We start from the raw sequence: 25,171 nt of genomic DNA, 5'->3' as shown, positions 1-25,171 counted from the left end.
TATGGGAGGCGGACATATTTATAGCTAGACTATTCATTGACTATGTTAAGACATTGTAAACACGAAACATTAATTTAATATGAAAATAACCTGAAAGTAAGAAATTGGTTCAAACGGCCTAATGGCGCAAAAAAAGAAAAGCTCCTGATCGGAGCCTTTCGGGGAGAAGATATGGATGGTTTTAACGGCCGGATTATGCTCTGAGATAATGCAATCCCGTCACGCCAGATCGGCGTAAGTTGTCTCCGAAAATTTCAACCGTAAAATTAATCGGACAATGCGATTTGTTTTCTTCTCTTTTCATACGTTTCATTTTATCATATACGGTTCATTTTATCATAATTCGTCCGTCCGATGGTACTATCCCAAATACTGAGGAGCGTATATAATGGCAACCATACGGATACATGCGAAGGAGAAGTTGACATGCGGCTGACCGCTGAATTCCGGCAATTCCGCCAAGTGCCCCGAGCTTGGCTGCTCATGCTGACGTTGTTTTTGTATGGAGGCGGGGTGGGCATTTTGGCGCCGATGAACGCCATTTATTTGCAGGACCAGCTCGGGTTGTCCAAAGGCCAGATCGCCTCGATATTCTCCGTCTCTCTGCTGCTGAACATGCTGCTTACGGTCGGGGTCGGCTTCATCAGCGACCGGATGCGCCGCAAGAAAACGATTCCTCTGACCGCTTCTCTGCTCTGCATCGCCGGTCTGACCATCTATATGCAGGCGGAAACCTTCGTCCCCGCCTTGATCGGCATGACCCTGGCCACCGCGCCCTCCGGGATGATTATGGGCCAGCTGTTCGCCATGGCCAGGCAGCACTTCACCGCCCGCGCCCCGCTGATCGTCGAGATGTCCCAGCTGTGGCTGCGGTCTACGTACAGCGCCGGCTTCTTTACAGGGCTGCTGATCGGCGCCAATCTGTATCTTATCGCTTCGTTTCAAGGCGTGCTATGGGGCAATCTGGGCGGGTACGCCGCCCTGCTTCTGCTGCTGCTATGCTTCCGGGAAACGCCCGCGGCCGCAGGGGAGCTGCGCAAAACAGCCGGCGGAGAGCCGTTCTCCCTGCTTATGCTGATCGCTTTACTGCTGCTTTCCTGTGCGGACGCCATCCGCGGCCTCTATCTGCCGCTCGTCGTGCATGAGCGGTTCGGCAGCCCCGAGCTGATGTCGTATCTGTGGAGCGTTCAAGCCGTCTTCGAGCTGCTGTTCATGACCTTGGCCGGCTATGGAGCGGTCCGCTTCGGCAGCAAGACGGTCATTCTGGCAAGCAGCTTCTTTGCGCTGACCGCCTATTTGTGCTATGCGCTGTCTGATCGGCTCCCGGTCTTTTTCCTTATGCAGCCGCTGTACTCGTTGTTCGTCTCCGTGCTGTACGGAGTCGCTATGGGCTACGTGCAGCGGATGTTTCTGCACCGCACCGGCTTCGGAGCCAGCCTGTACGTCTTCATCGCCCAGACGGCTTCGCTGATCGGCTATTTGCTGCCGCTTGTCGTCGAAGGGGTGACGCCGCGCATTTTCTTTATCCCGAGCGCGCTTATCGTGCTTTCCATCGCCCTGATGACAAGCGTGCTCCTGGCACAGCGGCGGCGAAATGCGGGCCATGCCCCAGGCGGGCTTGAAGCATAGCCAACTGGCATGCACCTTCCGACTGTTAAACGTCCTTTAACAGTCGGAGGTGCATGCCGCCTCAAGCCGGGCGGTTATTGGCGCTATTCAAGCCTATCTCCAGACAAGGCCGCCCGCTCGCTGGAATCCCCCGCGGCTTCTCCGCTTACTTCTGCGTGTCCCGCAGCCTGACTGCCAGCACGCGCATCATGCTCTTCAGCACGTCCAGCCTCGTGAAGCAGAAGGAAAGCGCCTGCTCCCGCGGCAGTCTGAGCAGAAGCGCCGGTCCGGCAGCCGTACAACTGGCCGAGCGCGGCTCCCCGTCGATGAGCGCCATCTCGCCGAAGCAGTCGCCCGAGCTCAGCAGAGCCAGCTGCTGCCCGCCCCCGCTGTGTACGCGGACGCTTCCCTCGATAATGCCGTACAGGCAATCTCCCGGCTCGCCTTCGCGAACGATGGCTTCCCCGGCCTCGTAGCGGATCTCCTGGACCATGCCCGCCAGCTGAACGAAGTCATCGGCCGATACGTGAGCGAACAGATCGATGCGCTGGAGCACCAGAATCCGGCGGAGAATGGCTCCGCTCGTCGCCGCCTCCTGCCGCCGGCCCGGTTCCGTACGAAGCTCGACCGCCGCGGCCTCCAAGCCGCCGGCTGCTATCGCGGCGACCGACGACTGCGCCTCCGTCTGTCCGCTATCCGCCAGCGGCCCGGCGACGGCTGCGGCGGCCTCCCGGTTCACGGTCCGAAGCCGTCGCGATAAGATGGCCATCAGAGACAATGCCATCTCCTTATGGTCGAAGAGCAGGTCGTAGACATCCTCGGAGTCCAGACGCCACAGCCTGGAGCCTCCGGCAGCCCGGACCGTCGCCGCCCGAACGCTGCTCGTCAGCACCGCCATCTCGCCGAAGCAGTCGCCCGGAGCGAGCAGTCCCAGGCGCTGGCCGCCCCGCAGCACCTCCGCGCTGCCTTCCCGGATCACGTACAGCGCGTCTCCCGTCTCGCCTTCGGTTATGATCGGCTGACCTTCCGCCGCCAGCACCTCCCGCAGCCGGGTACCGAGCGCAGCCAGCTCACGACCCGTCAAGCCCTGGAACAGACTGACGGAGCGGAGCAGCCGCACGCGCTCTACCTCAGCGGCCGCCTGCTTATGCTCGTCAGCTGTCCAGCGGGCAAGCCGCCCTCCAGCCCCGTCGGCAGACAGACCGGCAGCGGAAGCGAGAATCACGCTGCGCAGCCAAACCTCGCCTGTCTCCAGCAGGCCCGCGATGTGGGTATGGACGGTCGCCTGATCCGGCTGCTCCGCAAGGGGGCGGGAGGCATGCGCCATCATCTGGGCGATGGAACTGCGCAGCCGGCCGCTTACCAGCTGGTCGACAACCTCGGCAGCGCTGGCTTGACGTCTGGCGTCCGTGCCTGACCAGTTCACGTGAACGGCTTTCATCGTCTGCGGATCATAGCTGAGCGCCAGCAGCCCGAATATCCGCTCCGCCGTCCGGAGCCTGGCCTCGTCAGCAGCTGCGGCAATCTCGGCCAGCTCAGGGGCGGCAGCCAGCGCCTCGCTCGCATGCGCATAGAGCCAATAACGCTCGAGCTCGGCGGCGGCGCAGTCTTCTGCCGTAGTCCCGGCCCCTTCATCCGGGCTGAAGCCGGCTTCGGCCCGGATCGCCACCAACGCGTCGAGCAGCCGGCCTCTCAGCTCCTCATCGGCCTTGCCGTAGACGCTGAGCAGCAGGGAAGACGCCCGCTGTCCGCCGATAAGGGCCAGCGCCTGCGGCAGAAACGGAGCGGCCGGATGACCCGCCTCCTGCAGATAAGGCCCGAGCAGCGGCAGAATCACGGCTTCCTCATAGCTGGCCAAAGCATGCAGCGCCGGCGCCCTCGTGCTGCCGTATGACAGCAGCGGCACGATCGCCTGAACCAGCTCCGGCACCTGCAGCACGGCGGCAGATTCAAGCGCGCGCACCCGCACCTGAGCCGATTCATCCTGCAATAGCCGAAGCAGAGGCTTGTAGAACGAAGGCAGCCCGAGCTCGCCAAACAGCGCAGCCATCGCCTGCCGCTCCTCTTCTTCGGGACTGTCCAGCAGCTCCTTCAAGGTGCCGACCGCTCGGAACATGCCCTCGATGCCGTAGTGCTGGATAAGTCCGGCGATGCCCGCAGACCGGACGACGATGGCTTGATCCTGCAGCAGCCCGGTCAATGGCTCCAGATGCTCCTCCCGGGCATAGGCCGCCACCGCCAGCCAAGCCCGGGCGCGAATGACCGGCTCCTCCGCGCCGGTCAGCCGCAGCGCTTCTTCCTCCAAGCCTGCCGGCGTATGCCGGCGGATCCAGTCCAGCGCCCAGCGCTTCACCTCTGCCGATGAATGGCGAAGTAATGACGGCAGATGCGCCTCCAGCTCGAAGCCCTCCAGCCGCTCGAGAACGCGCAGCGCGTACAAAGCCTGGGCCGCATCCTCGCTCGCGATGGCATCGGTCAGCAGCTTCCGGCTCGCAGGGTCCATCAGATCCAGTCTCGTTTCCTGCAAATCGAGATCCTGCGTGCGGAGCGAGCGAAGCAGCAGCTGCATGTACGCGCCCCGCAGCCGGATGGCGGCGATGACGGCGATCAGCAGCGCCGCCATAATCAGATAGCTGAACTGGGCGGCCGACAGCAGCGGCGACAATGCGATCAGCAGCAGCGCAGCAAGGCCCTTGGCCCCGTTGCGGGCCACGCCGTCCAGAAAGCCTTTCGCCCGCCCCCTCCACTCCGGCGCGACCGGGAACATAATCAGCTGGTTGACCGAAGAATACACCGTATCCCCCAGCACCTTGTCGGTCCCCTTCACGGAGACGGCCATCGCCAGCACCGGTATGAGCAGCACCCCGAAGCTTCCGGCGAGCAGCGCCAGCGGGAACAGCAGCAGCGCCGTCATCACGCCGAACCTGGAGATCAGCCGCCCGGATACCAGGAGCTGCACCGCCAGGGCCAGCAGGCCCGAGAAGCCGTAGAAGCTGCCCATAAAGCCGGCCAGCGCGTCATCCTGCAGCGTTCCTTTCAGAATTACTTTAAACTGATAGTCGATCAGGACGAGCGAAAGCACGACCGCCCCCGACATGATCGCCACATATTTCAGATGGGGCACATGCTCCATAAAGGTCCGAAACGAACCCCCGCCGGCGCCTCCCTTTTTCCCGCCGTTTCCCGCAGAGGGCGACGGCGACGCGAATAAATCACTCCCGGCCCCGGCCCGTCTCGCCAGACCGATCACAAACACCAGACAGAGAAGCTGCAGCAGCGCATAGCAATAAATCAAATTCTCCGTGCCGATGGCGCCGGAGAGCCCCTTCAGAGCGAACCCGCTGACGATGCCCCCTGCGATCCCCCCGCTGCCTACGAGACCGATCATCCGCTTGGCCTTGCGCTGATCCATGACAGAAGCCGCGAGCTGCCAGAAGCTGACGACCATCAGGAAATTGAGCACATCATAGCCGATATAGATGACCGGGAATACCCAGCTCTGCCCCGCGGCTACACCTGCCCTTGACAGCAGGGACAAGCCGCCGGCGCCCGCAATCACGGCCAGCGCCAGCCTATCCTGCCGCCATCTGCCCCCAAGCCGCTGGTAGGCCACGCCTGCCGCCATAAGCGCCAGCGCTTGCGGCAAATACATTTTTGACAGCAATGCCGAATCGAACCGGCTCAAAAACATCGCGTCCGCAGCGGTGCGCCCGATCGTCGAGGCAGACACCGCGCAGAACAAATAGCCGAACAGAAGGAGCACCTTCCCATACTCCTCCCGGTCGGCTGTAAAAGCGGTCAAAGAACCGCTCAGGCGCTTGCGCAGATTCGGCCGCCCCATATCTCGCTCCCCATTCCTTCTCTAAGTCCTTGGCATATAGTCTGATTCTACAATAACTGTGATTCTTAAGCACTAACGAATTTCCGAGTCCAAAGACCCGGCTCACGGAAAAGCGCCCCCTGCTCCCAGTTGATGGACCGGGGGTTCGTATGCTACGTTCATTAGTACCATAACAGACTGTCAGCAGTCGCAAGGAGGAGCGCCCTATGTCAACGGATACTTACGCCAACCTGATCGGCGTCGTGATCGAGAAGCTTATTCAGACTCACAAGGAGCTGCAATTCAACTATGAAGGTCTGAGCAGCATTCTCGGCTCCCATTCGGAAGAGGAACGGGCCAGTGTCCCCGAGCTGATCACGATGGCAGAGCTGCGGGACGGCTACCTGGAGCTGCTTCAATCGCTCGAGAAACGATTTCCCGGGGTCAAGTAAAGGAAGCCGCCGGTGAACCGGTCGATCAGCCAGCGGTCATGGCTGACGACCAGGACCGGGCCGGGAAAGGCTCGGATCGCCTGTTCGAGCTGCTCCACCAGCTCCAGGCTCAGATGATTGGTCGGCTCATCCAGCAGCAAAATGTCCGGACGCGCGGCTATCAGTCTGGCCAGCAGCAGCTTCCGCAGCTGCCCCGGGCTCAGCTCCGAGACCCGGCGGCTGAATTCGGCGGCGCCGAACAGTCCCGTGTCCAGCAGCTCGCGGGTATGATCCTCCAGGAAGCCGGGCCGCCCATACCGGTACAGCTCCAGCACCGTCCGCTCCCGCTCCTCCGGAGTAAGCGCCGGTTCCTGCTCCCAATACCCGATGCGGGCCCCGGACGATATCTCCACCGTCCCCCGGGACGGCTGCAGTTCGCCGGTCAGCAGGCGCAGCAGCGTCGTTTTGCCGGAGCCATTCGGCCCGGCGACCAGCAGCCGCTCTTCCCCCTCCAGGCAGAAGGTCAGCCCTTCCAGCAGCAGCCCGCCGCTTTCCTCGGCCGTATAGGCCACCCCATCCGCACGGATCCACGGGGACAGATCGGAGCCCTCGCGCTCCAGCCGGACTCGGAAGCTTAACGGCTCAGGAGGCTTGGCCACCGGATTTGATTCTATGCGCTCCAGCTTTTTTTCAGCGCTTCGAATATTTTGCGAGATGCGCCGCTGCACCCGTTCCCCGGCGAAATGCTTGACAAACTTGTCGGGATCGGTCGCCGGCCGGTTATGCCCCACGAGATAGGCCGTCTCCTTGACCTGCCGGCGCAGTTCCCGGATCTCCTGCTGCTCCCGTTCGTAAGCTTCCTGCCATCGCAGCCTTTCCTGCCGTTTCTTCTCCCGGTACGCTTCATAATTGCCCGCATAAGAGGAGCAGCGCCTAGTCGCCTCATCGATCTCCAGAATGCCCGTAGCCGTACGATTGATGAACAGCCGGTCATGGGAGGCATACAGCACCGTCCCCCTATAGCCGCTCAGATACCGCTCCAGCCAGTGCAGCGACTGCTCGTCGAGATGATTGGTCGGCTCGTCCAGCAGCATGCATTCCGGGGAGGACGCGAGCAGCGCCGCCAGCGCCAGCCTCCGCTTCTCCCCGCCCGACAGCGTCCCTACCCGCCGGTCACGCGAGAGCCGCCCCAGACCCAGTCCCTCCATCGCGACGGACGTTCTGTATTCCGCTTCATAACCGCCAAGCGCTTCGAAGCGTTCGGCAGCTTGCCCGTAAGCCTTCAGCGCAGCTTCCGCCCGGCCTTCCTCCCCGCTTTTGCCCTCCATACCTGACATGGCCTCCGTCTGCCTGACCATCTCCGCCTGCAGCCGCCGAATCTCGCCCAGCGCCTCCTCCAGATACTTGTCTACCGTCTGTTCCTCACTTACCTCCACCGTCTGAGGCAAATAACCGACCCGGACATGCGGCGCCGTAGTTACCGTTCCTTCATCGGGTTCCTCCAGCCCCGCCGCCAGCTTCAGCAAGGTCGATTTGCCCGCGCCATTTTCCCCGACGAGCGCCACCCTTTCCCCTTTAGTAAGGTAAAAGGACGCCTTATCGAGCACAGAATGATCCCCGTATAGTTTCGCAACTTCTTCGAATGCTATGACTCGCATAAATCCGCCTCCCCGCATGTCGTTAGATTGGACGAGAACGCCAAAAACCGTGAATGCAGTGCGCACCCACGGCCAAACAAACCTATACGGAAACAAGCAGGCTCCGATCAGGCGGTTCATTCCGTTGCGACGCGGGTACTTCTCGGTATCGACGAATGCCGGCAGCAGGACTGCTGCAATCGTTCGAATACGGCGCGGACGACAGACGTCAGCCTCTCGTCACGCCCGCTCGCCTGAACCTGTGCATCATCAGGCAAGCGCGTGTCTGCATAGCCATTCCGGTATCTGGAGGTTATACAGCCAAGCGAAGTGTCCACATCGGCAACCAATACCACCTTTCTCAAGTTGGGTCCCACAGACCCTCATGCAGCCCATTTTAGTCCAAAAAACGGCCCGAAACAAGTGAAATCCCCGTTATAGTGAAACTTTCCATGCCTGTGCTGCGTAAACCATCCGAACAAAGCAAAGGAGGAATTCGCATGTTGAGACGTCTTCTAGGCAAGATTATGGACAGCGCGCTTCATTCCAAACGCCCCCGCCGCTACTACGGCAGCAGCTCCGGACGCCGCCATCGTCCAGGTCCAATGCGGCATTCGTCGTCTCACCGCTACCAGCAGCATCGCTCCTACGGCTCCGGCTACTATAAGAAAAAAGGATATTCCAGCTCCTAACTGCTGGCGATCACCAATAACGAGAAAAACTTCCAGCCCTTCGCTTCATGCCCGAAGGGCTCTTATTTTTTTGCGGCGCTCAGCGCCGCTATTGCCAGGTCGACCGCTTCGGACAGCTCGGCCGCGCCGGAGAAGCCTTGCTCCAGCTTCATCAGCTTGCCCAGCAGATGCCGGGTGGCAGGGGAGACGACCAGCTCCTCCCGCCAATCGCCCGCCTCGTCCTCCTTTTCTTCGTAAGACGAGTACAGCAGAAACAGCAGCAGGTGACCGAGCGCATACAGATCGCTCTCCACCACCGGCAGCCGCCGCCACTCCTCTTCCTGATCCTGCGGCTTCTCCAGCCCGTCCATGTCGCCGATCCGGCGGGCGAGGCCGAAGTCGATCAGCATCAGCCGCCCCGAACGTTCCATCACATTGGGAATCCGGAGATCGAGATGCACCCAGCCCCGCTCGTGCACGAATTGCACGACCGGCAGCAGCCTGCGCAAGAGGTTCAAGCTCTCCAGCTCGGTAAACCCCCGCCCCTGCTCGAAGATCAGATCCTCCACCGTAGCCCCGTCCACCCATTCAATCGGAAGCCACAGCCTGCGGCCGTCTTCGATCAGTTCGCCGCAGGCCGGAATATGAGGATGGGCCAGCGTCCGCAGAGCCTCATGCTCCCGCACCAGCAGGCTGCGGCCCAGATTCCGCTTGCTGGGCTTGGCCTGCTTGAGCACGACAGGCTGCCCGTTATGCCCGTCCTCGGCCAGATAGGCCAGCCCGTAGCTCCCCGCGCCCAGCAGCCGCTTCAGCTCATATTGTCCGTTCAGACGGTAGCCTTCGGGCAGCGGATAATCGACCCAGGTCTGATACACGCCGCGCAAATAGCCGATCAACGCTCACACCTCCTGTTCCGTCACTAGCGGAAGGCAGCCGCCCTCCAAATCATGGCTTCTCTCCCCGCCCGCCGGGCAGCAGCAGCCCGAGCAGCGAAGCCGTTCCCCTCAGCCTGGGGCGGCGGCGATGCGCTTGCACGTAGGAGTAGTCGGCAAGCGTCACCCTCGCGTCGCGCAGCGCATAAGCAAAGTCTTCGTCAAGCATCAGCCGGTATTCCCAGACACGCTTTTCCCATGAAGGAATCAGCCTGCTCATCTCGGCGTCTTGAGCCGCCGGATGGATATACGTCTCCACCACGCCCTCCGGCAGCTCATAGAGCTTGCGGATCAGCATCTGCTTGAAGCTGGCGTACGTCTCGCCCTCCTGGACATGGTAAGGATGCGTAAGCAGATAGTCGGGCAGCGGAACGCCAAGCGTATCGGCAAGCGCCACAACTTTGCGAAGCGCCTGCTGCGCCCCCGGGATGGAGGCCAGGAAGCTGTCTCTCGGATCGATGTATCGGAACAGCCGGAACGGCAGACCCCAGCGGGAGCAGCGCCACAGCACATCCGGCAAATAGCTCCTGCCGGTGGCAAGGCCGTACAAACTGCCCATATGGTTGTCGACATGCGAAAGCCGGATGCCCGCCCCCACGGCGGTGTCATATTGAGCCTGCAGCTCGCGCCGCACCTCGCGAGCCGCGGCATTTCGCTCGAAAGCTTCGACGGTCGGATGCAGATAGCCGTCGCCGTCCTGAAGAGAAGCGGCACCGGTCAAGCTTGCCCAGCGGTAGCCCGCGAATTCGCTCGTCAACGTCAGATGCAGACCTATGCGGCGCTCCTCCCTCCGGCGGCACCATGCCGCCGCTTCTCCGAAAGCCGGGGCGGGCGGCATAATCGTAGCCGAGGACACCCTGTTTTCCTCCAGCAGATGCATGATCGCCTCATTTGCCGCCCGGCTCTGCCCGAAATCGTCACAGTTCAGGATAAGACAGGTGCCGGGAGATCCGGCCTTGCTCGGGAAGGTTTTCATCGTACCGGCCCGCCTCCTTGCAGGTGATTGTGCCGGCCAGAGCCAGAGCCGCGCCCAGACTCGCCGTTCCTCATGATCGTCAGCGACAACAGAAATGAAATGACCAGCAGGCATGCCGGAACCACGCTGATCAGCACCCGGAAGGTGCCCGCCGGATCAGGGCCCGGGTTATCCCCGCTGACATAACCGAACGTCATGCCGACGATCCAGAAAGCCAGCGCCGAGATCAGCCCGCTGGAGCGCGTAATAAAACCGCCGACCGCCGTGTAGACGCCTTCTCTCCGCTGCCCCGTCCGCTCATAGTCGCGGTCGATGATCCGGCTGCTGAGGACGGGTGGCGTCACCAAGAAGCCCGCAAGCCCGAAGCCGACCAGGATGCCCGCCGCGATGCCGCTCGCCAGACTGCTGCCGAACCAGAGCGGAATGACGGACAGCCCGTAGGCGGCCAGCGACAGCCTCCAGCTGCGCACCCCGCCCAGCTTCCGGACAATCCAGTACCAGACCGTGACCAGAGGAATGACGGAGACGAAGACGGAGGCAAGCAGAATCGACACCTGGGATTCGGGGATTTGCAGCACGTATTTGGCATAAAACGGAATCATCGAGCTGACAAGCCCGTTGACGGTTTGCGCGAACGAATTGGCAATATTGAAAATCCAAAATTCCCGGTTCTGCAGCGTGGCCCGAAATGCTTCCTTCAGCGGCAGAGCGGGCTCCTGGCGGATCTGCTCATCCTCGCGGACAGAGGCCATGCAGAGCAGCATGCAGACGGCGAACAGGACAGCATATACAAGCGACATATATCCGAAGCCCATCCAGGCAAAAAGCAGAGGCGTGACCGCCGAGCCGATCAGGATAGCCGCGATTTGAAAGCCTTGCTGGATCGCGGAAGCCTTCGCCCGCAGCCGCTCACCCCGGAACAGCTCGGGGAACAGCGCGCCGTAATTGACCCAGATGATCGTCGCCACCCCTTCGAAGAGCACGAGCGCGACGAGAAACCAGAGAAACAAGCCATGCCCGGACAAGCCTTGGGGCACAGAGAAGATCATGCAGAAGGTCAGCATGAAAAACGGAATAGAAAACCATATCCACGGCTTGCGCCGGCCGAAGCGCGTTCTTGTCCGGTCAGACCAATAGCCGGCCAGCGGCTGGTTCGCCGCATCCCAGATCAAATAAACCGTCCGGGCCAACGTAGCCAGCCCTATGCCGAGACCCAGCTTCTCTACATAATAATAACTGTAGAAGGCGCTGAAGGCCTGGCTCGGGATCATCATGGCAAACATCCCAAGCGCATAGGCTATCGGGGAGTTCACAAAGGTTTGGCGCATCGCAAGATTCCTCCGCATGCAAAAAGTGTGATCTGCCCCTGCACCCGGCTGCCGAGATCATGGCGTAAGCGCGTTCGGCAAGCAGCCTGCTTGGCAGCTGCAGTATCCTCTATTCCTATTCATCGTCGTTCGCCGACATTCCTTCTGCCGGCTTCGCGGAATCCAAGGCCCTACTCCGCTTCGCACACCGCGACATAGCGGGAGAAAGAGCCTTTCCGTACCGCGCAGCCGTCCTTGACACGCAGCCCGGCCTTCCCGGCCTGCTCGTCCACCGGCTCCATCGCGACGACAATCACGCGGTCCGCCAGGCGGCCGGCGCTTTGCAGCAGCGCCAGCTGCTCGTCCGCCGACAGCCTGGAGCACAGATTATAAGGCAGATCCAATATAGCCGTATCATAACGGCCCGTATGGTCGCGGATGTCCCGGATGCGCACAAGTTCCGGACGGCTGTAGCCGAAATGACGGAGATTCACCCGGGCGCCCGTCACGGCCAGCGGATTGATGTCGAAGCCTTCGATATCGATGCCCATCGACAGCGCTTCGATAAGCACAGTGCCGATGCCGCAGCACGGATCGACGGCCCGGATTCCATCGGGGTACGGGATGGCAATATTGACGATGGCCCGGGCGACCCGGGTGCTCAAAGCCGTGGAGTACGGCCGCGGCTTGTCCTTATGCCGGAGCCAGACGGCCTCCTGGTCCAGCAGCTCCCCGAACACCCAGCGGTCCGGCAGCCTGGCCAGGCCGAAGCGCAGGTCTGGCGCGCGCATCTCGGCCCGTCCGCGCACCCGGCTTCCGACCAAGCGCTCCAGCTCGCGCTTTTGCCCGTAGTCCGCATCCCCGTCGGCCGGGACGAAGATGACCTTGAAGGAAGCGCCGTCCAGCTCCATAGCGCCCGCCTGATCCGCGATGTCTTCGGCGGAGCCTCCTGCGCAGCGAATGCGAAGGCGCTGCTTCATGAACGGACTGCGGCTCGGGTCCAGCCGCAAGCCGCTTTCGATCCAAGTGGCCGCTCCGGCTTCGGCGCAGGAGGCTCCGAACCAAGTCCGCTGCTCCAATGCGCACAAGTCCGCTTCATCCTCATGGAAAGCGTAAGTGTACAGATAGCGCTCGTTGTCTGTCATGCTTGCCATTCCACACTTTCCGGCCGCCCGGAGGACGGCTCTCGTATTGAATTTGAATATTGGCCATGGGGCGAACAGCTTGGCCAATGGCCATCTTTGGCAGATGCCGCTTCTACTGACAACCTCTCGCTCCATCGCTTATAATGATGCTTATTCCAATTCACCGGCATCCTATTCCGGATAAGGAGCTGCAGCCCCTATGAACTCCCGACGTTATACATGCGCCGCAGCCGCCGGCTGCCTGGCCCTCTGGGCGGCGCTGGCTCTCTGGTTCGGACAGCGTGACCTGCAAATATCGCTGGCGCTGGCCTCTCCCGGCGCAAGCTGGGCGCGGTGGTTCGAGATCTACGGCGAGCATCCCGCCATGCTGCTCGTATGGACGGCGGGACAGCTGCTGTTCAGCGCGGCCCGGCTGCTCCCCGCGAGGACCCGGCTGCTCCAGCGTCTGCTCGCGCTGGCCGTCCAGTTGACCGCCGGCCTCGCGCTGGTCCATATGACGGCCGGGCGCGGGCTCGGCATGGAGCTCTCGGCGCTCCAGTGGGCGCTGGCGGTATTGCTGCTGGCCGCGGCAGCGATTGCCGCCCAGCTTGCGCTGCTGCGGATGCCGGCCGAGCGGCTGACCCGCCTTCACCGGGCCGCTTGGCTGACGCTGCTGCTGGTCGGCGGCGAGCTTGCGCTCGTCCACTCGCTCAAGTCAGTATGGGGCCGGGTCCGCTTCCGCGATCTGCTGCCCGGCTATACGGACTATACCGCCTGGTATACGCCGATGGGAAGGACAGGCAACCGGTCCTTCCCATCGTCCCACGCGGCCAACAGCTGGGCTCTGCTGCTGCTGCCGGTCTATGCGTCGGCCGCGCTGGCAAGGCCCGCTATCCTAAGAGCCGCCTGGATCGCGGCGCTGCTCTGGGGCCTCGCCACTTCCTTCAGCCGGCTCGTGGCCGGAGCGCATTACGCCTCCGACCTGCTGGTCGGCGCCAGTATCACGATCCTGCTGTTCCTTCTCCTCTGGCGGTATATGCCGCTGGAGCTGCCTTACAGCGGTATGAAGTCTTACCGCGGTCAACGCGGGCAAGATCCCTCCGGTCCGGACGTGAGGCTCTGACCCGGCCCCGGGAGCATCCGAAGCCCTCTCGGAGGGCGCAAGGAACCGAGAGCGCTTGAGCGTCTGCCTGGCAGTCCGTGCCCCGGCGCCGCTCGATCCCGATTTACGACAACAAGGGACCTTCGCTCCAGAGAGCGCAAGGTCCCTTGGCCTGCCCGACCGTTTGCACGAGCTTGCAGGCATTTCTCAAAAGGTTGCCGTCTCGGCGGCGGCAGTCTCCTTCATCGGGAGCCTTACCGTCATCTTCGTGCCTTCCCCGACGCGGCTGCGAACCTCGATATGTCCATGATGATGCTCGACCAGCTGCTTGACCATAAACAGGCCAATGCCCTGTCCGCCCTTCTGATCGTTCGTTTTTTCATATTTCTGAAAAAGCCGCCCCAGTTGGCTCTCGGTCATACCGACGCCAAAATCTTCCGTTTCCAGGACAAGGAAGCCATCCTGGCAATAGGCGCTGAAATTAACGGGGCGGCCCTCCTCGCTATATTTGATCGCGTTGCTGATAATATTGGAGACAATGAGCTTGAAGCCCGTCGCATTGCTGAGCAGCCGCTCACCGCCCTCCAGACGAATGTCGGGATGAAACAGGATATTCTGGGTTCTAGCCTTCACATCCATCATCTCCATCACTTCCAGCAGCAAATCCCGCGGAATCGTCAGCTTGCGTCTCCACAACGCATCCGTCGAAAGCATCTGCTCCGTATTGATGATATGGGAGATTTCATTGTCGATCAGCATGACGTAATCGCAGATCGCCTTCAACTTATCCCGGTCCTCCGGCTCCTGAACCTTGTTCATCAGCAGGGTGGAATACGCTTTAATAACCGTGAGCGGGTTGCGGACTTCATGCGATACCACATGGGCGAAGTCGAGCTTCTGCTTGTACAGGTCCATCTGCGACTCCAGCTCCTGCTGAGCGGAAAGTATGGGAAGAACCGCCGCATCGCCTTCTTTACGCTGATACAGGCCGGATAATACAAGCGCTTCGTCAGTCATCAGATACGGATGGGACTGCAGCGCTTTCAGCTGCACCGCAGCAGCCACTATATTGGCGTCGTAAGCGCATACGGTTAGAAACCCATGCTTGCTCAGCACCGCATCGCACTCGGCCTCATATTGGAGGATCTTATCCGGTATATGGTCCTGGGGCTTCCAGCCCACCTGCCCCCATACCCGAACGTCGGTCATGCTAGCCACGAATGGCTGGACAATCCCATCCAGATTCGACAATATTCTCTGGAAATGAAAATCCCGGTAGGTTTCGTAGAAATCGGCCTGATTCATATAATGCAGCCTCTCACGCCATTGTTCCGCATCCGACTCCGCTAGAAGCTTGCGCTCCATCGCTTCGTACATCTCCCGAGTGTCGATGATGATGACATGCTGGGCGAGCTCCATTCCCGATCTGATGAAGGAAACGGCGTTATCGATATACTTATCGTAATCGCTAAAAAAATACACAATATGCGAGCCGCTTTGCACTTGGATCTTGTTGGTTAAAGGGATACTGTTTTGCGGAGCCATTCTTGTTCCTCCGATATGTTCGTTTCCTACCGCTGTTCCGAGACGAACGAGAAGCTTGCAGGGGTCTCACGTATTCGTTATCAGCGCGTTTGAAATAGGTTCAGCACCGTAAGGCTTTACTTTTATTATAGCTTTCCACGGTGAAAAGACAACGCAATATCCGGATATTGCCGAGTGAAATTATGCGAAATCTTACGAAAATCCACGAATTGTGCATGTCACGTAGGCCATTTTGCAATTGACAGCTATTTTTTAGTACTGTATAGTACTAATTATGAAAACAAAACGTTCCAATCGCGACCGAATTTTGGATGTTGCTTCCGAGATGTTTTTGACCAAGGGATTTGCGGTAACCTCTATGGATGACCTGGTGAAAGCCAGCGGAGTCGCCAAAACTAACATTTATTATCATTTCAAAGGCAAAGAAGAGCTGCTCGGGGCGATCGTCGACCGGATGATCGATCACTACCAATCGCAGGCGCTGCACATCGCAGGGCTTGCGGAACTGCCGGTCGCCGCCAGACTGCAAAGGCTGGTGCTGGCCTTGTACGAGCAGAATGAGGTCAAGAGCAGCTTGGGCGGATGCCCGTTTCTGACCTTGTACACACAGACGGCAGGGGAATGGCCGGAGGGCAAAGCCCGGATCGGGCGTTTTTTCCGGAGCCAGCGGGAGCTTGTACAGGGACTTCTGCAGGAAGGAGCGGCAGCGGGCGAGCTGAAGCCAGCGCTGCCTCCCGATCAGCTGGCCTCCGTCCTCGTATCCGCGGTAGAAGGAGCCTTGTTTCTCTCCCACGCGACAGCAGACGAGGGGATCAAGGCCCATCTGCTCGATTCTCTGAGCCTGCTCCTGCAGCCTGCCGGCACATCGTCTCTCCCTTCTTCCTGAGCTTCCTTCGGGAAGCAGCCGGGGCCGCGAACGGCTGAGCGAAGCCGGATCCAAACTTTAGCGTCCAGCTAAAGTTTTCTTTTCCCTTTTGTAGTACCGTTCAGTACTAATTCATATGACAAGGAGACTATGCCATGCCTGACACCCTTACTATCTTTTTGACCGGAGGTACCGGCTTTATCGGCAAGCGGATCACCTCCGCCCTCGCCGGACCCGGGAGGCGGCTGCAGCTTCTGGTCCGCACGGAAGGTAGCTTCCGGAGCCTGCTTCGCCACACCGGCCTCTCCCAGGCGGATGGAATCGAGCCCGTCCTGGGCGACCTCAGCCGGCCCAAGCTGGGTCTGACGGAACAGGACTATAAGCGCCTGTGCGACAAGACGGATGTGATCATTCATGCCGGCGGGCCCATGAATATCACGCTGGGAGAAGCGGAGGCCGCCTCTGTCTTCGATCAGGCTTCGGGCGAGCTGGCCCGGCTGGCCCGGCACATCCATCAAGCGAGAGGCTTGCGGCACCTCATTCATCTGGTCGGCTTCAAAAGCCCCGTCACTGCCGAGGACGCTCACAAGCCTCTGCCGGAGCAGCTGATGAAGGGGCAGCCGCCTTATGAACGCGCCAAATTTATGGCCGACTGGCGGCTGCGGCAAAGCGCGCATCAGGACGGCTATCCCTTGTCCGTCGTCCATCCGGGCGTTGTCATCGGCGATACCGCTACAGGAAGCACCGAGCAGACGGCAGGGCTCGGGCTGCTCGTCACCGCCGTCGCCCGGGGCCGGATGCCGCTCGTTCCCGGCGGCGCTACGCACTGGCTGCCGCTCATTCACGCAGATCAGATAGCTGAAGCCGTCCGGGAGCTGGCGCTGCAGAAAATCCCGGCCGGGGATACCTATTATCTGCTGAACAACCGGCGTCCGCTGGGCGAGCTTGTCGCCGATATCGCCCGTACGCTGCGCGTCCCCGGACCGGTAAGCCCTATTCCTATCGGCCCGGTCCGCCGTCTGATGCATAGCCCCGCAGGCAATTGGCTCGGGGTGCCTCCGGAATCCCTGGACTTCCTCGCGGACGGCGAATATCCGATGGACTCCCTGTTCAAGCTGCAGCGTGCTCAGGGACTTCCGCCCCTGGAGGTGAAGCATTTCCCCCATGTAGTCGCGGATCTGGACTATCGGCTGCATCATCCCGCCGGCTCTGCCGTCGAAACCGATTCCGGCTTCACGCGCGGCAAGCGCGGTCCGCTCGCTACGCTGGAGCGCGGCGGCGACGGCGCTCCCATCGTCTTCCTTCACGGCCTGCTCGGGAGCGCGGATACATGGCTGCCTGTAGCGGAACGGCTGCCGGAGCCGCTCCGTCAGAGGCCATTATGGCTTGCGGACCTGTCCGGCTTCGGCCGCTCTCCGTTCCATGGCGAAGCCGGGGACCGCTTCCTCGGCGGCTTCGTCCGGGCCGTCGCCGAAGCGGTCCGGACCGCCGGCACGCCCGTCACCTTGGTCGGCCATTCCTTCGGCGCGCTCATTGCCTTGCGGCTGCGCGACGCCGCCCCGGAGCTGGTCTCCGCCGCCTTGCTGCTGCAGCCGACGCTTTCTCCCGCTCCGGCGCGCTATCGCCTGCCGCGCAGCCTGCTGCGGCTCGGACTGCGCCGGATGACGGCCGACCGGCTTCGGCGTCTGCTGGAGGCCGAAGCCAGCTTTCCTGCCGGGCATCCCGTCCCGGACAGCTTCATCGCTCACGCGCTCGCCGAACTCGGATCGACGAGGGTTCGAGCTACGACGGCCGACGCGCTCGCTTTGCTGGCCTCGGGAGAAGATGCCGTGGCTTGGGGGACTGTGGGCCCTCCCATGTCCGTGCTATGGGGCGTGAAGGACCGCGCCTACCGTCTGCCCGAACGCCTATCCGCAGCAGGGGGTGCAGGTCCTGCTGCCTCCGGTGTCCCGACCGTCTACTACGGCGACTATGGCCATTATTTCCCGGTCTCCCATCCCGGCGAAACTGCCGAGTGGATAGGAGAAAGAGTCTTGTCCGCCCGGTGACGGTGATCCGGCTAGAAGCGGCCGATGCTCGCCGATCGGAATGCAAGCAAAACGCCTGAAGGCCCGATGCTTCCTGCGGACAAACGGCAAGTGGGCGAATAGCTCGGTATGCTAACGGAACTCACCGTTCCGTAGAGCCGCCTTTCTGGCGACCTGGCCATTCTTGCGGAAGTCAGCGATCCTTAGCGTCGCTTACTTCCGTTACCACGCCTTTCATCCTTTGCCCCTCCACGCCACCGGGTACCCACGGCTGCTGGCGCTCGCCCTTGGCGCCGGCAAATGGCCCAATGGAACAGCGGTGCTTTCCCATTGTTCGCTTGGATCTTTAGTGGGTGGTGGGGTTTCGTGGCCAGTTTATCGAATTTTTGGTTCAGTTCTTTCAGCTTCAGGATCCAGGCGAGGCGTTGCCAGTAAAGAGCCGCCTTTCTGGCACTACCAAGAACGTTCCTACTCCCCTGCGTAGTCCTTCCACCCGGCATTAAAAAAACGCCTTCGCACTGGGGATTGGTCCCTAGTTGCCAGGCGGTTTCAGGTCAATTTGTCCGGCAGCTTCTTACTTACTCTCATCTTTCCAAGTCAGGCGTATTTCGGTCTTGCTCATGAGTGAGCTGCCTAAGCTCATGACGCTGCTGCTCCGTATGAAGCGAATCATTAACCTGCCTTGAGACTTTCTCCCAGGTCCGCTACTTGCTTCTCCAGCTGCTCTACCGACTCTTTAAGGCCGTTTTCCTGAATAAGTTCCATCTTAAGCCCGGACGGATATTCCTTAAACATCTTGCCATCTTCTTCATAAATCAACGAGCTGTGAGCTTCTTTTGCTTTCGTACGGGCATGACGTGTAGCTGCTTTCAAAAAGCTATCCAAACTGGCAGTATACTTCAGTAATAATAGTTTTTTACCAGAAACTTCTCTGCAACTTTGAGTAAGATTAGAAGGCACATAACAAAAAATGGGAGGGTTGCTTATTGAAATTTGACAAGGAAATAGAAAATGCTATTGTCTGGGCAAAAAGACACATGGATTCAAAGGAGTACCAGCTTCGATGTCTCGGTTTCGTTGAAGATGCTTATGAAAGAAGTAACGGAATTGAGATGTGGGGGGGCGATGATGCTCTTGAGTCCGCTGAAATGTACGAAGTACAAAACAATATTGGATTTCCACCAAAAGGAGCTTTTGTTTTCTACTCCTGTTCAGGCTTAGTGGATGGAGAAGTTAAAAATTGGGGACACGTAGCTTTGTCACTAGGTGATGGAGATGCGATACACGCATGGGACAAAGTAAGAATAGATAACTATTTAGAAATTGAAAGTCTAAGACCAGCGCCAGGGTGGACCCCGCCAAAGTTTATAGGATGGGCTCCAGTTGGACGGATATTAGCCGGAATACAGAATAAGCAATGGGATTAACGCGAAGTTACGCTAACTGGGAACGTTAATTCAATCTTGACACAGCGGCGGCCGGCTACTCGATCGGCCGCTGTTCGAGTTGAACTAACGGGCAGCATACGACCCAAAAGGTGGACATATTTCTAACCACTGATTCCATGCATAACATAAAATTAGGCATTTAACCAGTAACGAGCCAAAATGTATGGAACAAAGGGTGATTATATGAAAGACGAAACACGGAATGGATGTATACCGCAACCGATAAGGAATGATGGTGCCGGTTGGTGGGATTTAGGACCACGAGACGTCATGCGGGACCTAGAAAACCCTGACATGCTAGTTTCGCCTGTTACTGATTCTGGAACGCTTCCTAACCTAAAGTTTTCTTTCTCCGATACTAATATGCAATTAAATCACGGTGGTTGGTCACGGGAGGTAACAGTTAGAGAACTTCCTATTGCGACCACGATTGCTGGTGTGAATATGGCTTTAACCCCAGGTGGCGTGCGTGAGTTGCATTGGCATCAACAAGCGGAATGGGCAATCATGCTTGTGGGGCGAGCGCGCATAACAGCTGTTGACCAGAACGGAAGGAACTTCATTGCTGACGTAGGCGTGGGCGACCTTTGGTATTTCCCTCCAGGAATTCCGCATTCTATTCAAGGACTTGAGGAAGGCTGCGAGTTTTTACTTGCCTTCCCTGATGGAAACTTCTCTGACCTTAATACTTTAACTATCTCCGATTGGTTCGCACATACGCCAAAGGACGTACTATCGGCGAATTTTGGTGTTCCTACAAGCGCTTTTGCACATATCCCGAACCATCAGTTATACATTTTTCAAGCAAACGTTCCCGGTTCGCTTGAAAGTCAACAAGTAGCAGACCCGCAAGGAACGGTGCCAAAAACCTTTACACATCGACTAATTGCACAAGAGCCGATTATAACTCCAGGCGGGAGTACAGTACGTATAGTGGACTCAACCAACTTTCCTATTTCGACCCAAATTGCCGCATCGCTACTGGAAATCAAACCAGGCGCAATGAGAGAAATGCACTGGCATCCAAACCAAGATGAATGGCAATATTATATCTCAGGTACGGCACGCATGACGGTTATGGGACCCAATGGTACTGCCCGCACTTTCAATTACCGTGCTGGGGATGTAGGATATGTACCTCGTGCCTTTGGTCACTACATCCAAAACACAGGGAATCAAAGCGTCTGGGCTATGGAGTTGTTTAGGAGTGACCGCTTTGAAGATGTTTCACTAAATCAATGGATGGCTCTTACACCTTATCCATTGATTCAACAGAACCTAAATGTAGGACCAGAATTAATGAACGCATTGAAAAAGGAAAAACAATTTATTGTGGAAAATCCGGGATATTCCTACTATCCAAGACCTGAAAGATAAGTACATCAGCATCATTTTAAGACTCCCTGGTTTGTATTGAAGAGTTTGTTGCATTAACTGGGAACGATAGCTTGATGAACTCCTGGCAGCCGGCCATTTTGACCGGTTGCCGTTTTTATTGAAGTAACGGGCAGGATAACATGGTTGATGAACTTAAGAAGAATTTTTCTATGAATGCTATCATTCTTGACTTTTCGGTTGAATTTTTAGGATGAAGAGCTCGGGATAGACGTGTATCAGGCTGTAGAATAGCCCCCGCCTGTACGGCAATTGATGATCTATGGTATCCGAATACTGCCTCGCCAATTGGCCTGTTGGATCTTTGAGGGAGCAGATTTTTTGTTTGCTTTTACTACGTGATTGTGGGGGAGGCGGTCAAAATCATGATAATAATCCGAGCAACCGGCAAAGTGCATATAGCTGGTGCTCGCCCCGAAGCTGGTCACGGATGCGAAGCTCAAGCTTCTTAAGCGAATCGTTCGCGGCTACGATGGCATGATCCGGGCCATTCTTGTTCAGTTCATCGAGAACCGAGCGGATCACTTCCAACGAAAAGCCGGACGTGCGAAGCGTTCGGATCAGCAGCACCTTCTGTAAGACGGTTTCGTTGTAAATCCGGTACTTGCTAGAGGCCCCACGGTCAGCGGTAAATAGTCCGGCCTGCTCCCAATACCGAATGGCTGTAGCCGGGATGCCGGATTGCTTGGCCAACCTCCCGATAGTCAGTGGATCACCTCCGCTTATTGCTCGACCCCCATCAATGCTTATCTTCGAGGTTTGCTCCAGCAGCCGAATCGTCTGAAGCGCAATATGACGTTCCTGCACAAGTGCGACTTTAGCCTCGGCAATGGCCCACAGTGCTTCGTCAAGTTTACCATTGATCAGCTTTCGCATGACGTTCCCTGTCAGTTTCATGCCAAAACCCGGCTCCATGGCACGAATACAGTGGTAAAAGGCGATGTGGGTTTCTGTGTACTCCCTGTACCCGCAGTCCGTTCTCCCAACAGCAGGCACGATTCCCCAAGCCTCATAATGGCGCAGTGTGCTCGTACTTATATTTAGCTCACGAGCGATATCAATTGGTCGTATCCGTTTTGGCACCTTTTAAACCTTTCCTTTCTTTAGCTCTAACAACATTAAAGAACAATGGGAAGGTTTTGTAAACTGCTCTTAGTGAATTAAAGACGTTTATTCCCAAAACTTTATCACTTGCTTCCATGTTATATGATAAGGTTACGCGCGAATAAAACAGAGGAAGGAAGAGGTTCTAATGCTTCAAATTGAAGCAGAACAGCTTGGGATGTCTTACCGTGTGCCCGTTCGTGGGAGCGGAGTGGTCAACTCACTAAAGTCGCTTGTTCATCGTACATATCGGGAGGTAAACGCTGTGAATCGCGTCAGCTTATCGATTGGTGCGGGAGAGATCGTTGCCTTTCTTGGGCCCAACGGAGCTGGTAAAACGACGACGCTGAAGATGCTGAGTGGGATATTACATCCGACCTCAGGATCGGCGAACGTACTAGGCTTCGTGCCGTGGCGGCGTGAACGTGCCTACTTAATGCAAATTGCGTTTGTCCGCGGTAGTAGGCCGCTCTCCGTTCCCGGGGAACTGACCGTGCTCGATGGTCTTCGGTTTCAGCAGCAGATCTACAGGATATCTGATGGAGCATTCAAGCAAAATTTGAGCGTTCTGAGCGATATGCTTGGGTTGAACGCCATACTAGAACGCCAGGTGCGCGCACTGTCACTCGGCGAGCGGATGCGTGCAGGACTAGCAAGCTCGCTATTATATAAGCCGAAGGTGCTGTTTCTGGATGAGCCGACGATCGGGCTCGACGTGTCGACAGCGATGGCGGTTAGACGTTTTATTGCCGCGTATACAAACGAATTTAAGGCGGCCGTTCTGCTGACGAGCCACTATATGGCAGATGTTGAACAACTGTGCAAACGCCTTATCCTTATCCACAGAGGCAGCATCCATTATGACGGAAGCATACAGGGTCTGAAGAAAACGCACGCGCCGATCAAAATCATCCGAATTCCCGAGGCGTCGTTGCCCTCAACCGCCTTTGCCGAAGAAGGGGCGGTTATCACGATCGAACCGGACGGTCAGACTGCGATTTCCGTACCGAAGGAGTCGGCCGGCAGAGTCGTTCAGCGCCTAATGAGTGAATATGTCCTCAATGATTTTATCATAGAGGAGCCCCCGATTGAGCAGTTGATCGACCGGATCTACCGGGAGGGGGCGGTGCCGCGATGAGTCTGCTGTTTGTTTATGTGCAGCGATATTTTCTTCAATGGTTCGCATGGAGAAGCTTCGCTTTCACGCTTGCGGTCAATCAGGTTGTTCCGCCGCTGATCGGATTAGCCGTCTGGGAGACGGCGCTTCCCGGCAACGAAACTATCTCGGCTTATTACTTCGTGCTGATCATCGTCAGGCTGATGACGGTTTCTTATGAGAATCACACGTTCTCCACCCGTATTTATAACGGTGATTTGATGGATGACTTGCTTCGTCCACATCCGGTCATGCTGCAGTCGCTGGGCGAGAATATTGCAATCCGGATATGGCATACCATAATCGGATTGCCACTCTTCGTCATTCTCGGAATCGTGCTGGATATGGAACTGAATATTGGCATGCTCCTCTTAGCACTACCAGCTGTCGTTCTGGCAGCCGCGTTGCAGTATGTGTTTACGTACCTGCTGGCGATGAGTGCTTTTTGGACGGAGCGCGCTCACTCGATCGTATCGGCGGGAGGACTTTTCATCTATTTGCTCGGCGGCATTGCCGCACCGATCGGGCTAATGCCCGAACTGATAAAACAGATCGCAGCCCTTCTGCCGTTTCAGGGGATGATGGCGTTCCCAGCCGAATTGAGTGCGGGTATGCTCGATTCGAGGAGCATTGCGAACGGATATATTCAGCAAGGTATATGGCTCTGTATCATGCTGACGGCAGCAAGGCTTGTGTGGAGGTTCGGCATTCGCAAATATACGGCGGCGGGAGCGTGAGGGAAGATGTTTATGATCAAGCTGATGCTCGCGCTTTTTGGGCTTGCGATGCAGAGGAGCCTAACCTATCGGACTAATATGATGGTTGAGCTGTGTATGACATTATTGGGTTCGGTAGCGAGCATTATGGCACTGAGTGCGATATATGCGAACGTGTCCGAGTTGGCAGGTTGGACGTTCGGCGAGACACTGATTCTATTAGGGACGTACCAACTCATTAGTGGATTGTTTAACGCGCTCGTGACGCCTAACCTGTCGTTCTTTCGCGAGAAGGTCATTGGTGGAAGTCTGGATGACTACTTACTGCGTCCAGTTCCAAGCCTGTACTCGGCGAGTTTTAATCATTGCCACCCGTTGGCACTCATGAATGCCGGAGTCGGAATCGTTATCCTTACAACTGGTCTTGTCCATCTGGAGGAGGTGCCTTCAGTTCCTGATTCGGTCGCCTACCTCTTTGTACTGGCCATTGGCTTCGTGATTGCATGGGCCTACCGGGTCGTACTAGCGAGCCTTGCATTCTGGATGCCAGGCTCCGAACCCTCCGTCATCTACGATGCATTATGGGAGCTCGGCCGTTATCCGCTGTCAGTATATAAAGCGCCTTTGAGGAAGCTGCTTACATTCGTCGTCCCGGTCGCGCTTGTCGGAACGATGCCCGCCTCAATCCTTACAGAAGGTGCGCAAGCGAAGACGCTTTTGGCGGCAGTGGGGATAGGGGCTGGAGCCTTCACGGCGGCGCTCCTCTGTTGGAGTGCAGGGCTTCGCCGTTATACTAGCGCGGGCGGTTAGTTAGTTCTCGATGATACAAATGTGGAAGCTCATACTTTGCGCATTTCTGCTTCATTCTCATTAAGCAAACGGGAGACGTTAATTGCAATAGCGGCAACTGATGATTCTTCATTTTCAAAGACCGCGTAAAATCAACAAATTCAGTCTAATACTAATCTTCATCAAACAGCAGCGCATCAGTTGCCGGCAAGTAGGTGTTAAAGGAATTGGGAATGCCGTTTCGTTTTTTTTAGGTGAGAATGCCGCCAACATTTTGTTTCACGGCATTCTCATTTTTTCCTTAAGCCTTGACGCATTGCACCGCTTTGGCCCTTGCCGTAGAGAAATGGTCCAACAAAGAAGCCACCGTGCGCCCATCCACATCGACCCGATATCGGTTCTTTTTGGGGAATAATCCATACTCCGAAAAAGAAACAATATCAGCCGTTTGATGCGTCTTCACGTTCCAAACCAGCCAACGCCCCTCACCCGTCTTCTTTACCCTATATGTGCTCACA

Annotated in this window: 20 protein-coding genes and 1 pseudogene; 11 read left to right on the top strand and 10 right to left on the bottom strand. The window is 57.9% G+C overall.

Translation table 11 applies throughout. The features are described from left to right. Positions 1-426: 426 nt before the first annotated feature. Entirely contained in the window at positions 427-1,629 is a 1,203-nt protein-coding gene (locus BLR08_RS19345) for an MFS transporter (protein WP_072333629.1), read from the top strand. A 145-nt stretch (positions 1,630-1,774) separates the two neighbouring features. Here BLR08_RS19345 and BLR08_RS19340 read toward each other — a convergent pair whose 3' ends face one another. Further along, positions 1,775-5,449, bottom strand: a complete 3,675-nt coding sequence (locus tag BLR08_RS19340) for an Npt1/Npt2 family nucleotide transporter (protein ID WP_072333626.1) — start codon at positions 5,447-5,449, stop codon at positions 1,775-1,777. A gap of 206 nt (positions 5,450-5,655) precedes the next feature. Between BLR08_RS19340 and BLR08_RS19335 the strand changes: the two genes are divergently transcribed. Next, positions 5,656-5,880 carry a hypothetical protein gene (locus BLR08_RS19335; RefSeq protein WP_072333622.1) on the top strand — a complete coding sequence of 75 codons (225 nt, stop codon included), beginning with the start codon at positions 5,656-5,658 and terminating at the stop codon, positions 5,878-5,880. Here the strand turns inward: BLR08_RS19335 and abc-f are convergent. After that, positions 5,844-7,517 carry a ribosomal protection-like ABC-F family protein gene (gene abc-f / locus BLR08_RS19330; protein ID WP_072333619.1) on the bottom strand — a complete coding sequence of 558 codons (1,674 nt, stop codon included), beginning with the start codon at positions 7,515-7,517 and terminating at the stop codon, positions 5,844-5,846. The two genes, BLR08_RS19335 and abc-f, sit on opposite strands and share 37 nt — an antisense overlap. A gap of 479 nt (positions 7,518-7,996) precedes the next feature. Here abc-f and BLR08_RS19325 point away from each other — a divergent pair, with 479 nt between their 5' ends. After that, complete coding sequence (locus tag BLR08_RS19325; RefSeq protein WP_072333616.1) at positions 7,997-8,188, top strand: hypothetical protein; 192 nt, start codon at positions 7,997-7,999, stop codon at positions 8,186-8,188. A 62-nt stretch (positions 8,189-8,250) separates the two neighbouring features. Here the strand turns inward: BLR08_RS19325 and BLR08_RS19320 are convergent, their stop codons facing one another. The 4 genes from BLR08_RS19320 to BLR08_RS19305 all read right to left on the bottom strand — a co-directional run bounded on the left by BLR08_RS19320 (position 8,251) and on the right by BLR08_RS19305 (position 12,536). After that, positions 8,251-9,063: a serine/threonine protein kinase gene (locus BLR08_RS19320; protein ID WP_072333613.1), complete on the bottom strand. Its 813-nt coding sequence runs from the start codon at positions 9,061-9,063 to the stop codon at positions 8,251-8,253. 49 nt (positions 9,064-9,112) lie between these two features. Further along, positions 9,113-10,075 carry a polysaccharide deacetylase family protein gene (locus BLR08_RS19315; RefSeq protein WP_072333611.1) on the bottom strand — a complete coding sequence of 321 codons (963 nt, stop codon included), beginning with the start codon at positions 10,073-10,075 and terminating at the stop codon, positions 9,113-9,115. Continuing rightward, positions 10,072-11,403, bottom strand: a complete 1,332-nt coding sequence (locus BLR08_RS19310; RefSeq protein WP_072333608.1) for an MFS transporter — start codon at positions 11,401-11,403, stop codon at positions 10,072-10,074. Before BLR08_RS19310 ends, BLR08_RS19315 begins: the two co-directional genes overlap by 4 nt. Positions 11,404-11,573: 170 nt before the next feature. Beyond that, on the bottom strand, positions 11,574-12,536 hold the full coding sequence (locus tag BLR08_RS19305; RefSeq protein ID WP_072333605.1) for a TRM11 family SAM-dependent methyltransferase: 963 nt from the start codon (positions 12,534-12,536) through the stop codon (positions 11,574-11,576). A 190-nt stretch (positions 12,537-12,726) separates the two neighbouring features. On the opposite strand from BLR08_RS19305, the gene BLR08_RS19300 reads away from it, so the two are divergent. After that, complete coding sequence (locus tag BLR08_RS19300; RefSeq protein WP_072333602.1) at positions 12,727-13,629, top strand: phosphatase PAP2 family protein; 903 nt, start codon at positions 12,727-12,729, stop codon at positions 13,627-13,629. Between the two features lie 186 nt (positions 13,630-13,815). Here BLR08_RS19300 and BLR08_RS19295 read toward each other — a convergent pair whose 3' ends face one another. Next, entirely contained in the window at positions 13,816-15,153 is a 1,338-nt protein-coding gene (locus BLR08_RS19295; protein ID WP_072333599.1) for an MEDS domain-containing protein, read from the bottom strand. A 274-nt stretch (positions 15,154-15,427) separates the two neighbouring features. On the opposite strand from BLR08_RS19295, the gene BLR08_RS19290 reads away from it, so the two are divergent. Continuing rightward, positions 15,428-16,039, top strand: coding sequence for a TetR/AcrR family transcriptional regulator (locus BLR08_RS19290; protein ID WP_083537356.1), 612 nt, complete (start codon positions 15,428-15,430; stop codon positions 16,037-16,039). 134 nt (positions 16,040-16,173) lie between these two features. Beyond that, positions 16,174-18,066: an alpha/beta fold hydrolase gene (locus BLR08_RS19285; RefSeq protein WP_072333592.1), complete on the top strand. Its 1,893-nt coding sequence runs from the start codon at positions 16,174-16,176 to the stop codon at positions 18,064-18,066. A gap of 651 nt (positions 18,067-18,717) precedes the next feature. On the opposite strand, the gene BLR08_RS30770 is transcribed toward BLR08_RS19285, so the two are convergent. Further along, positions 18,718-18,930: a hypothetical protein gene (locus BLR08_RS30770; RefSeq protein ID WP_218131589.1), complete on the bottom strand. Its 213-nt coding sequence runs from the start codon at positions 18,928-18,930 to the stop codon at positions 18,718-18,720. A gap of 101 nt (positions 18,931-19,031) precedes the next feature. On the opposite strand from BLR08_RS30770, the gene BLR08_RS19275 reads away from it, so the two are divergent. Beyond that, entirely contained in the window at positions 19,032-19,472 is a 441-nt protein-coding gene (locus BLR08_RS19275) for an NlpC/P60 family protein (protein ID WP_090586358.1), read from the top strand. 204 nt (positions 19,473-19,676) lie between these two features. Beyond that, positions 19,677-20,870 (top strand): oxalate decarboxylase family bicupin, encoded by a 1,194-nt coding sequence (locus BLR08_RS19270; protein ID WP_072333586.1) that lies wholly within the window; start codon positions 19,677-19,679, stop codon positions 20,868-20,870. Between the two features lie 381 nt (positions 20,871-21,251). Here BLR08_RS19270 and BLR08_RS19265 read toward each other — a convergent pair whose 3' ends face one another. Both BLR08_RS19265 and BLR08_RS32140 read right to left on the bottom strand, forming a co-directional pair. Then, entirely contained in the window at positions 21,252-21,785 is a 534-nt protein-coding gene (locus BLR08_RS19265; protein WP_256257718.1) for a MerR family transcriptional regulator, read from the bottom strand. A gap of 30 nt (positions 21,786-21,815) precedes the next feature. Further along, positions 21,816-21,971, bottom strand: a pseudogene (locus tag BLR08_RS32140) (MerR family DNA-binding transcriptional regulator); the annotation flags it as partial. 286 nt (positions 21,972-22,257) lie between these two features. Between BLR08_RS32140 and BLR08_RS19260 the strand changes: the two are divergent. Genes BLR08_RS19260 through BLR08_RS19250 form a run of 3 tightly spaced genes read left to right on the top strand, consistent with a single transcriptional unit; the run spans position 22,258 to position 24,674 of the window. Then, on the top strand, positions 22,258-23,130 hold the full coding sequence (locus tag BLR08_RS19260; protein WP_218131588.1) for an ABC transporter ATP-binding protein: 873 nt from the start codon (positions 22,258-22,260) through the stop codon (positions 23,128-23,130). After that, complete coding sequence (locus tag BLR08_RS19255; protein ID WP_072333580.1) at positions 23,127-23,885, top strand: ABC-2 family transporter protein; 759 nt, start codon at positions 23,127-23,129, stop codon at positions 23,883-23,885. Before BLR08_RS19260 ends, BLR08_RS19255 begins: the two co-directional genes overlap by 4 nt. Before the next feature lie 12 nt (positions 23,886-23,897). Next, positions 23,898-24,674: an ABC transporter permease gene (locus BLR08_RS19250; RefSeq protein WP_176835560.1), complete on the top strand. Its 777-nt coding sequence runs from the start codon at positions 23,898-23,900 to the stop codon at positions 24,672-24,674. The last annotated feature ends 497 nt before the right edge of the window (positions 24,675-25,171 follow it).

The organism is Paenibacillus sp. cl123, from assembly GCF_900101595.1.
In the GTDB taxonomy this organism is placed as follows: Bacteria; Bacillota; Bacilli; order Paenibacillales; family NBRC-103111; genus Paenibacillus_G.
The sequence above is the reverse complement of the archived record's forward strand: the minus strand, read 5'-3'. Positions and strand labels throughout refer to the sequence as shown.

Excerpts from the sequence above, each read along its gene's own strand:
- BLR08_RS19345 (WP_072333629.1), top strand. The coding sequence starts at position 427 with ATGCGGCTGACCGCTGAATTCCGGCAATTCCGCCAAGTGCCCCGAGCT.
- BLR08_RS19340 (WP_072333626.1), bottom strand. The coding sequence starts at position 5,449 with ATGGGGCGGCCGAATCTGCGCAAGCGCCTGAGCGGTTCTTTGACCGCT.
- BLR08_RS19335 (WP_072333622.1), top strand. The coding sequence starts at position 5,656 with ATGTCAACGGATACTTACGCCAACCTGATCGGCGTCGTGATCGAGAAG.
- abc-f (WP_072333619.1), bottom strand. The coding sequence starts at position 7,517 with ATGCGAGTCATAGCATTCGAAGAAGTTGCGAAACTATACGGGGATCAT.
- BLR08_RS19325 (WP_072333616.1), top strand. The coding sequence starts at position 7,997 with ATGTTGAGACGTCTTCTAGGCAAGATTATGGACAGCGCGCTTCATTCC.
- BLR08_RS19315 (WP_072333611.1), bottom strand. The coding sequence starts at position 10,075 with ATGAAAACCTTCCCGAGCAAGGCCGGATCTCCCGGCACCTGTCTTATC.
- BLR08_RS19310 (WP_072333608.1), bottom strand. The coding sequence starts at position 11,403 with ATGCGCCAAACCTTTGTGAACTCCCCGATAGCCTATGCGCTTGGGATG.
- BLR08_RS19305 (WP_072333605.1), bottom strand. The coding sequence starts at position 12,536 with ATGGCAAGCATGACAGACAACGAGCGCTATCTGTACACTTACGCTTTC.
- BLR08_RS19300 (WP_072333602.1), top strand. The coding sequence starts at position 12,727 with ATGAACTCCCGACGTTATACATGCGCCGCAGCCGCCGGCTGCCTGGCC.
- BLR08_RS19295 (WP_072333599.1), bottom strand. The coding sequence starts at position 15,153 with ATGGCTCCGCAAAACAGTATCCCTTTAACCAACAAGATCCAAGTGCAA.
- BLR08_RS19290 (WP_083537356.1), top strand. The coding sequence starts at position 15,428 with ATGAAAACAAAACGTTCCAATCGCGACCGAATTTTGGATGTTGCTTCC.
- BLR08_RS19285 (WP_072333592.1), top strand. The coding sequence starts at position 16,174 with ATGCCTGACACCCTTACTATCTTTTTGACCGGAGGTACCGGCTTTATC.
- BLR08_RS19270 (WP_072333586.1), top strand. The coding sequence starts at position 19,677 with ATGAAAGACGAAACACGGAATGGATGTATACCGCAACCGATAAGGAAT.
- BLR08_RS19265 (WP_256257718.1), bottom strand. The coding sequence starts at position 21,785 with ATGAAACTGACAGGGAACGTCATGCGAAAGCTGATCAATGGTAAACTT.
- BLR08_RS19255 (WP_072333580.1), top strand. The coding sequence starts at position 23,127 with ATGAGTCTGCTGTTTGTTTATGTGCAGCGATATTTTCTTCAATGGTTC.
- BLR08_RS19250 (WP_176835560.1), top strand. The coding sequence starts at position 23,898 with ATGATCAAGCTGATGCTCGCGCTTTTTGGGCTTGCGATGCAGAGGAGC.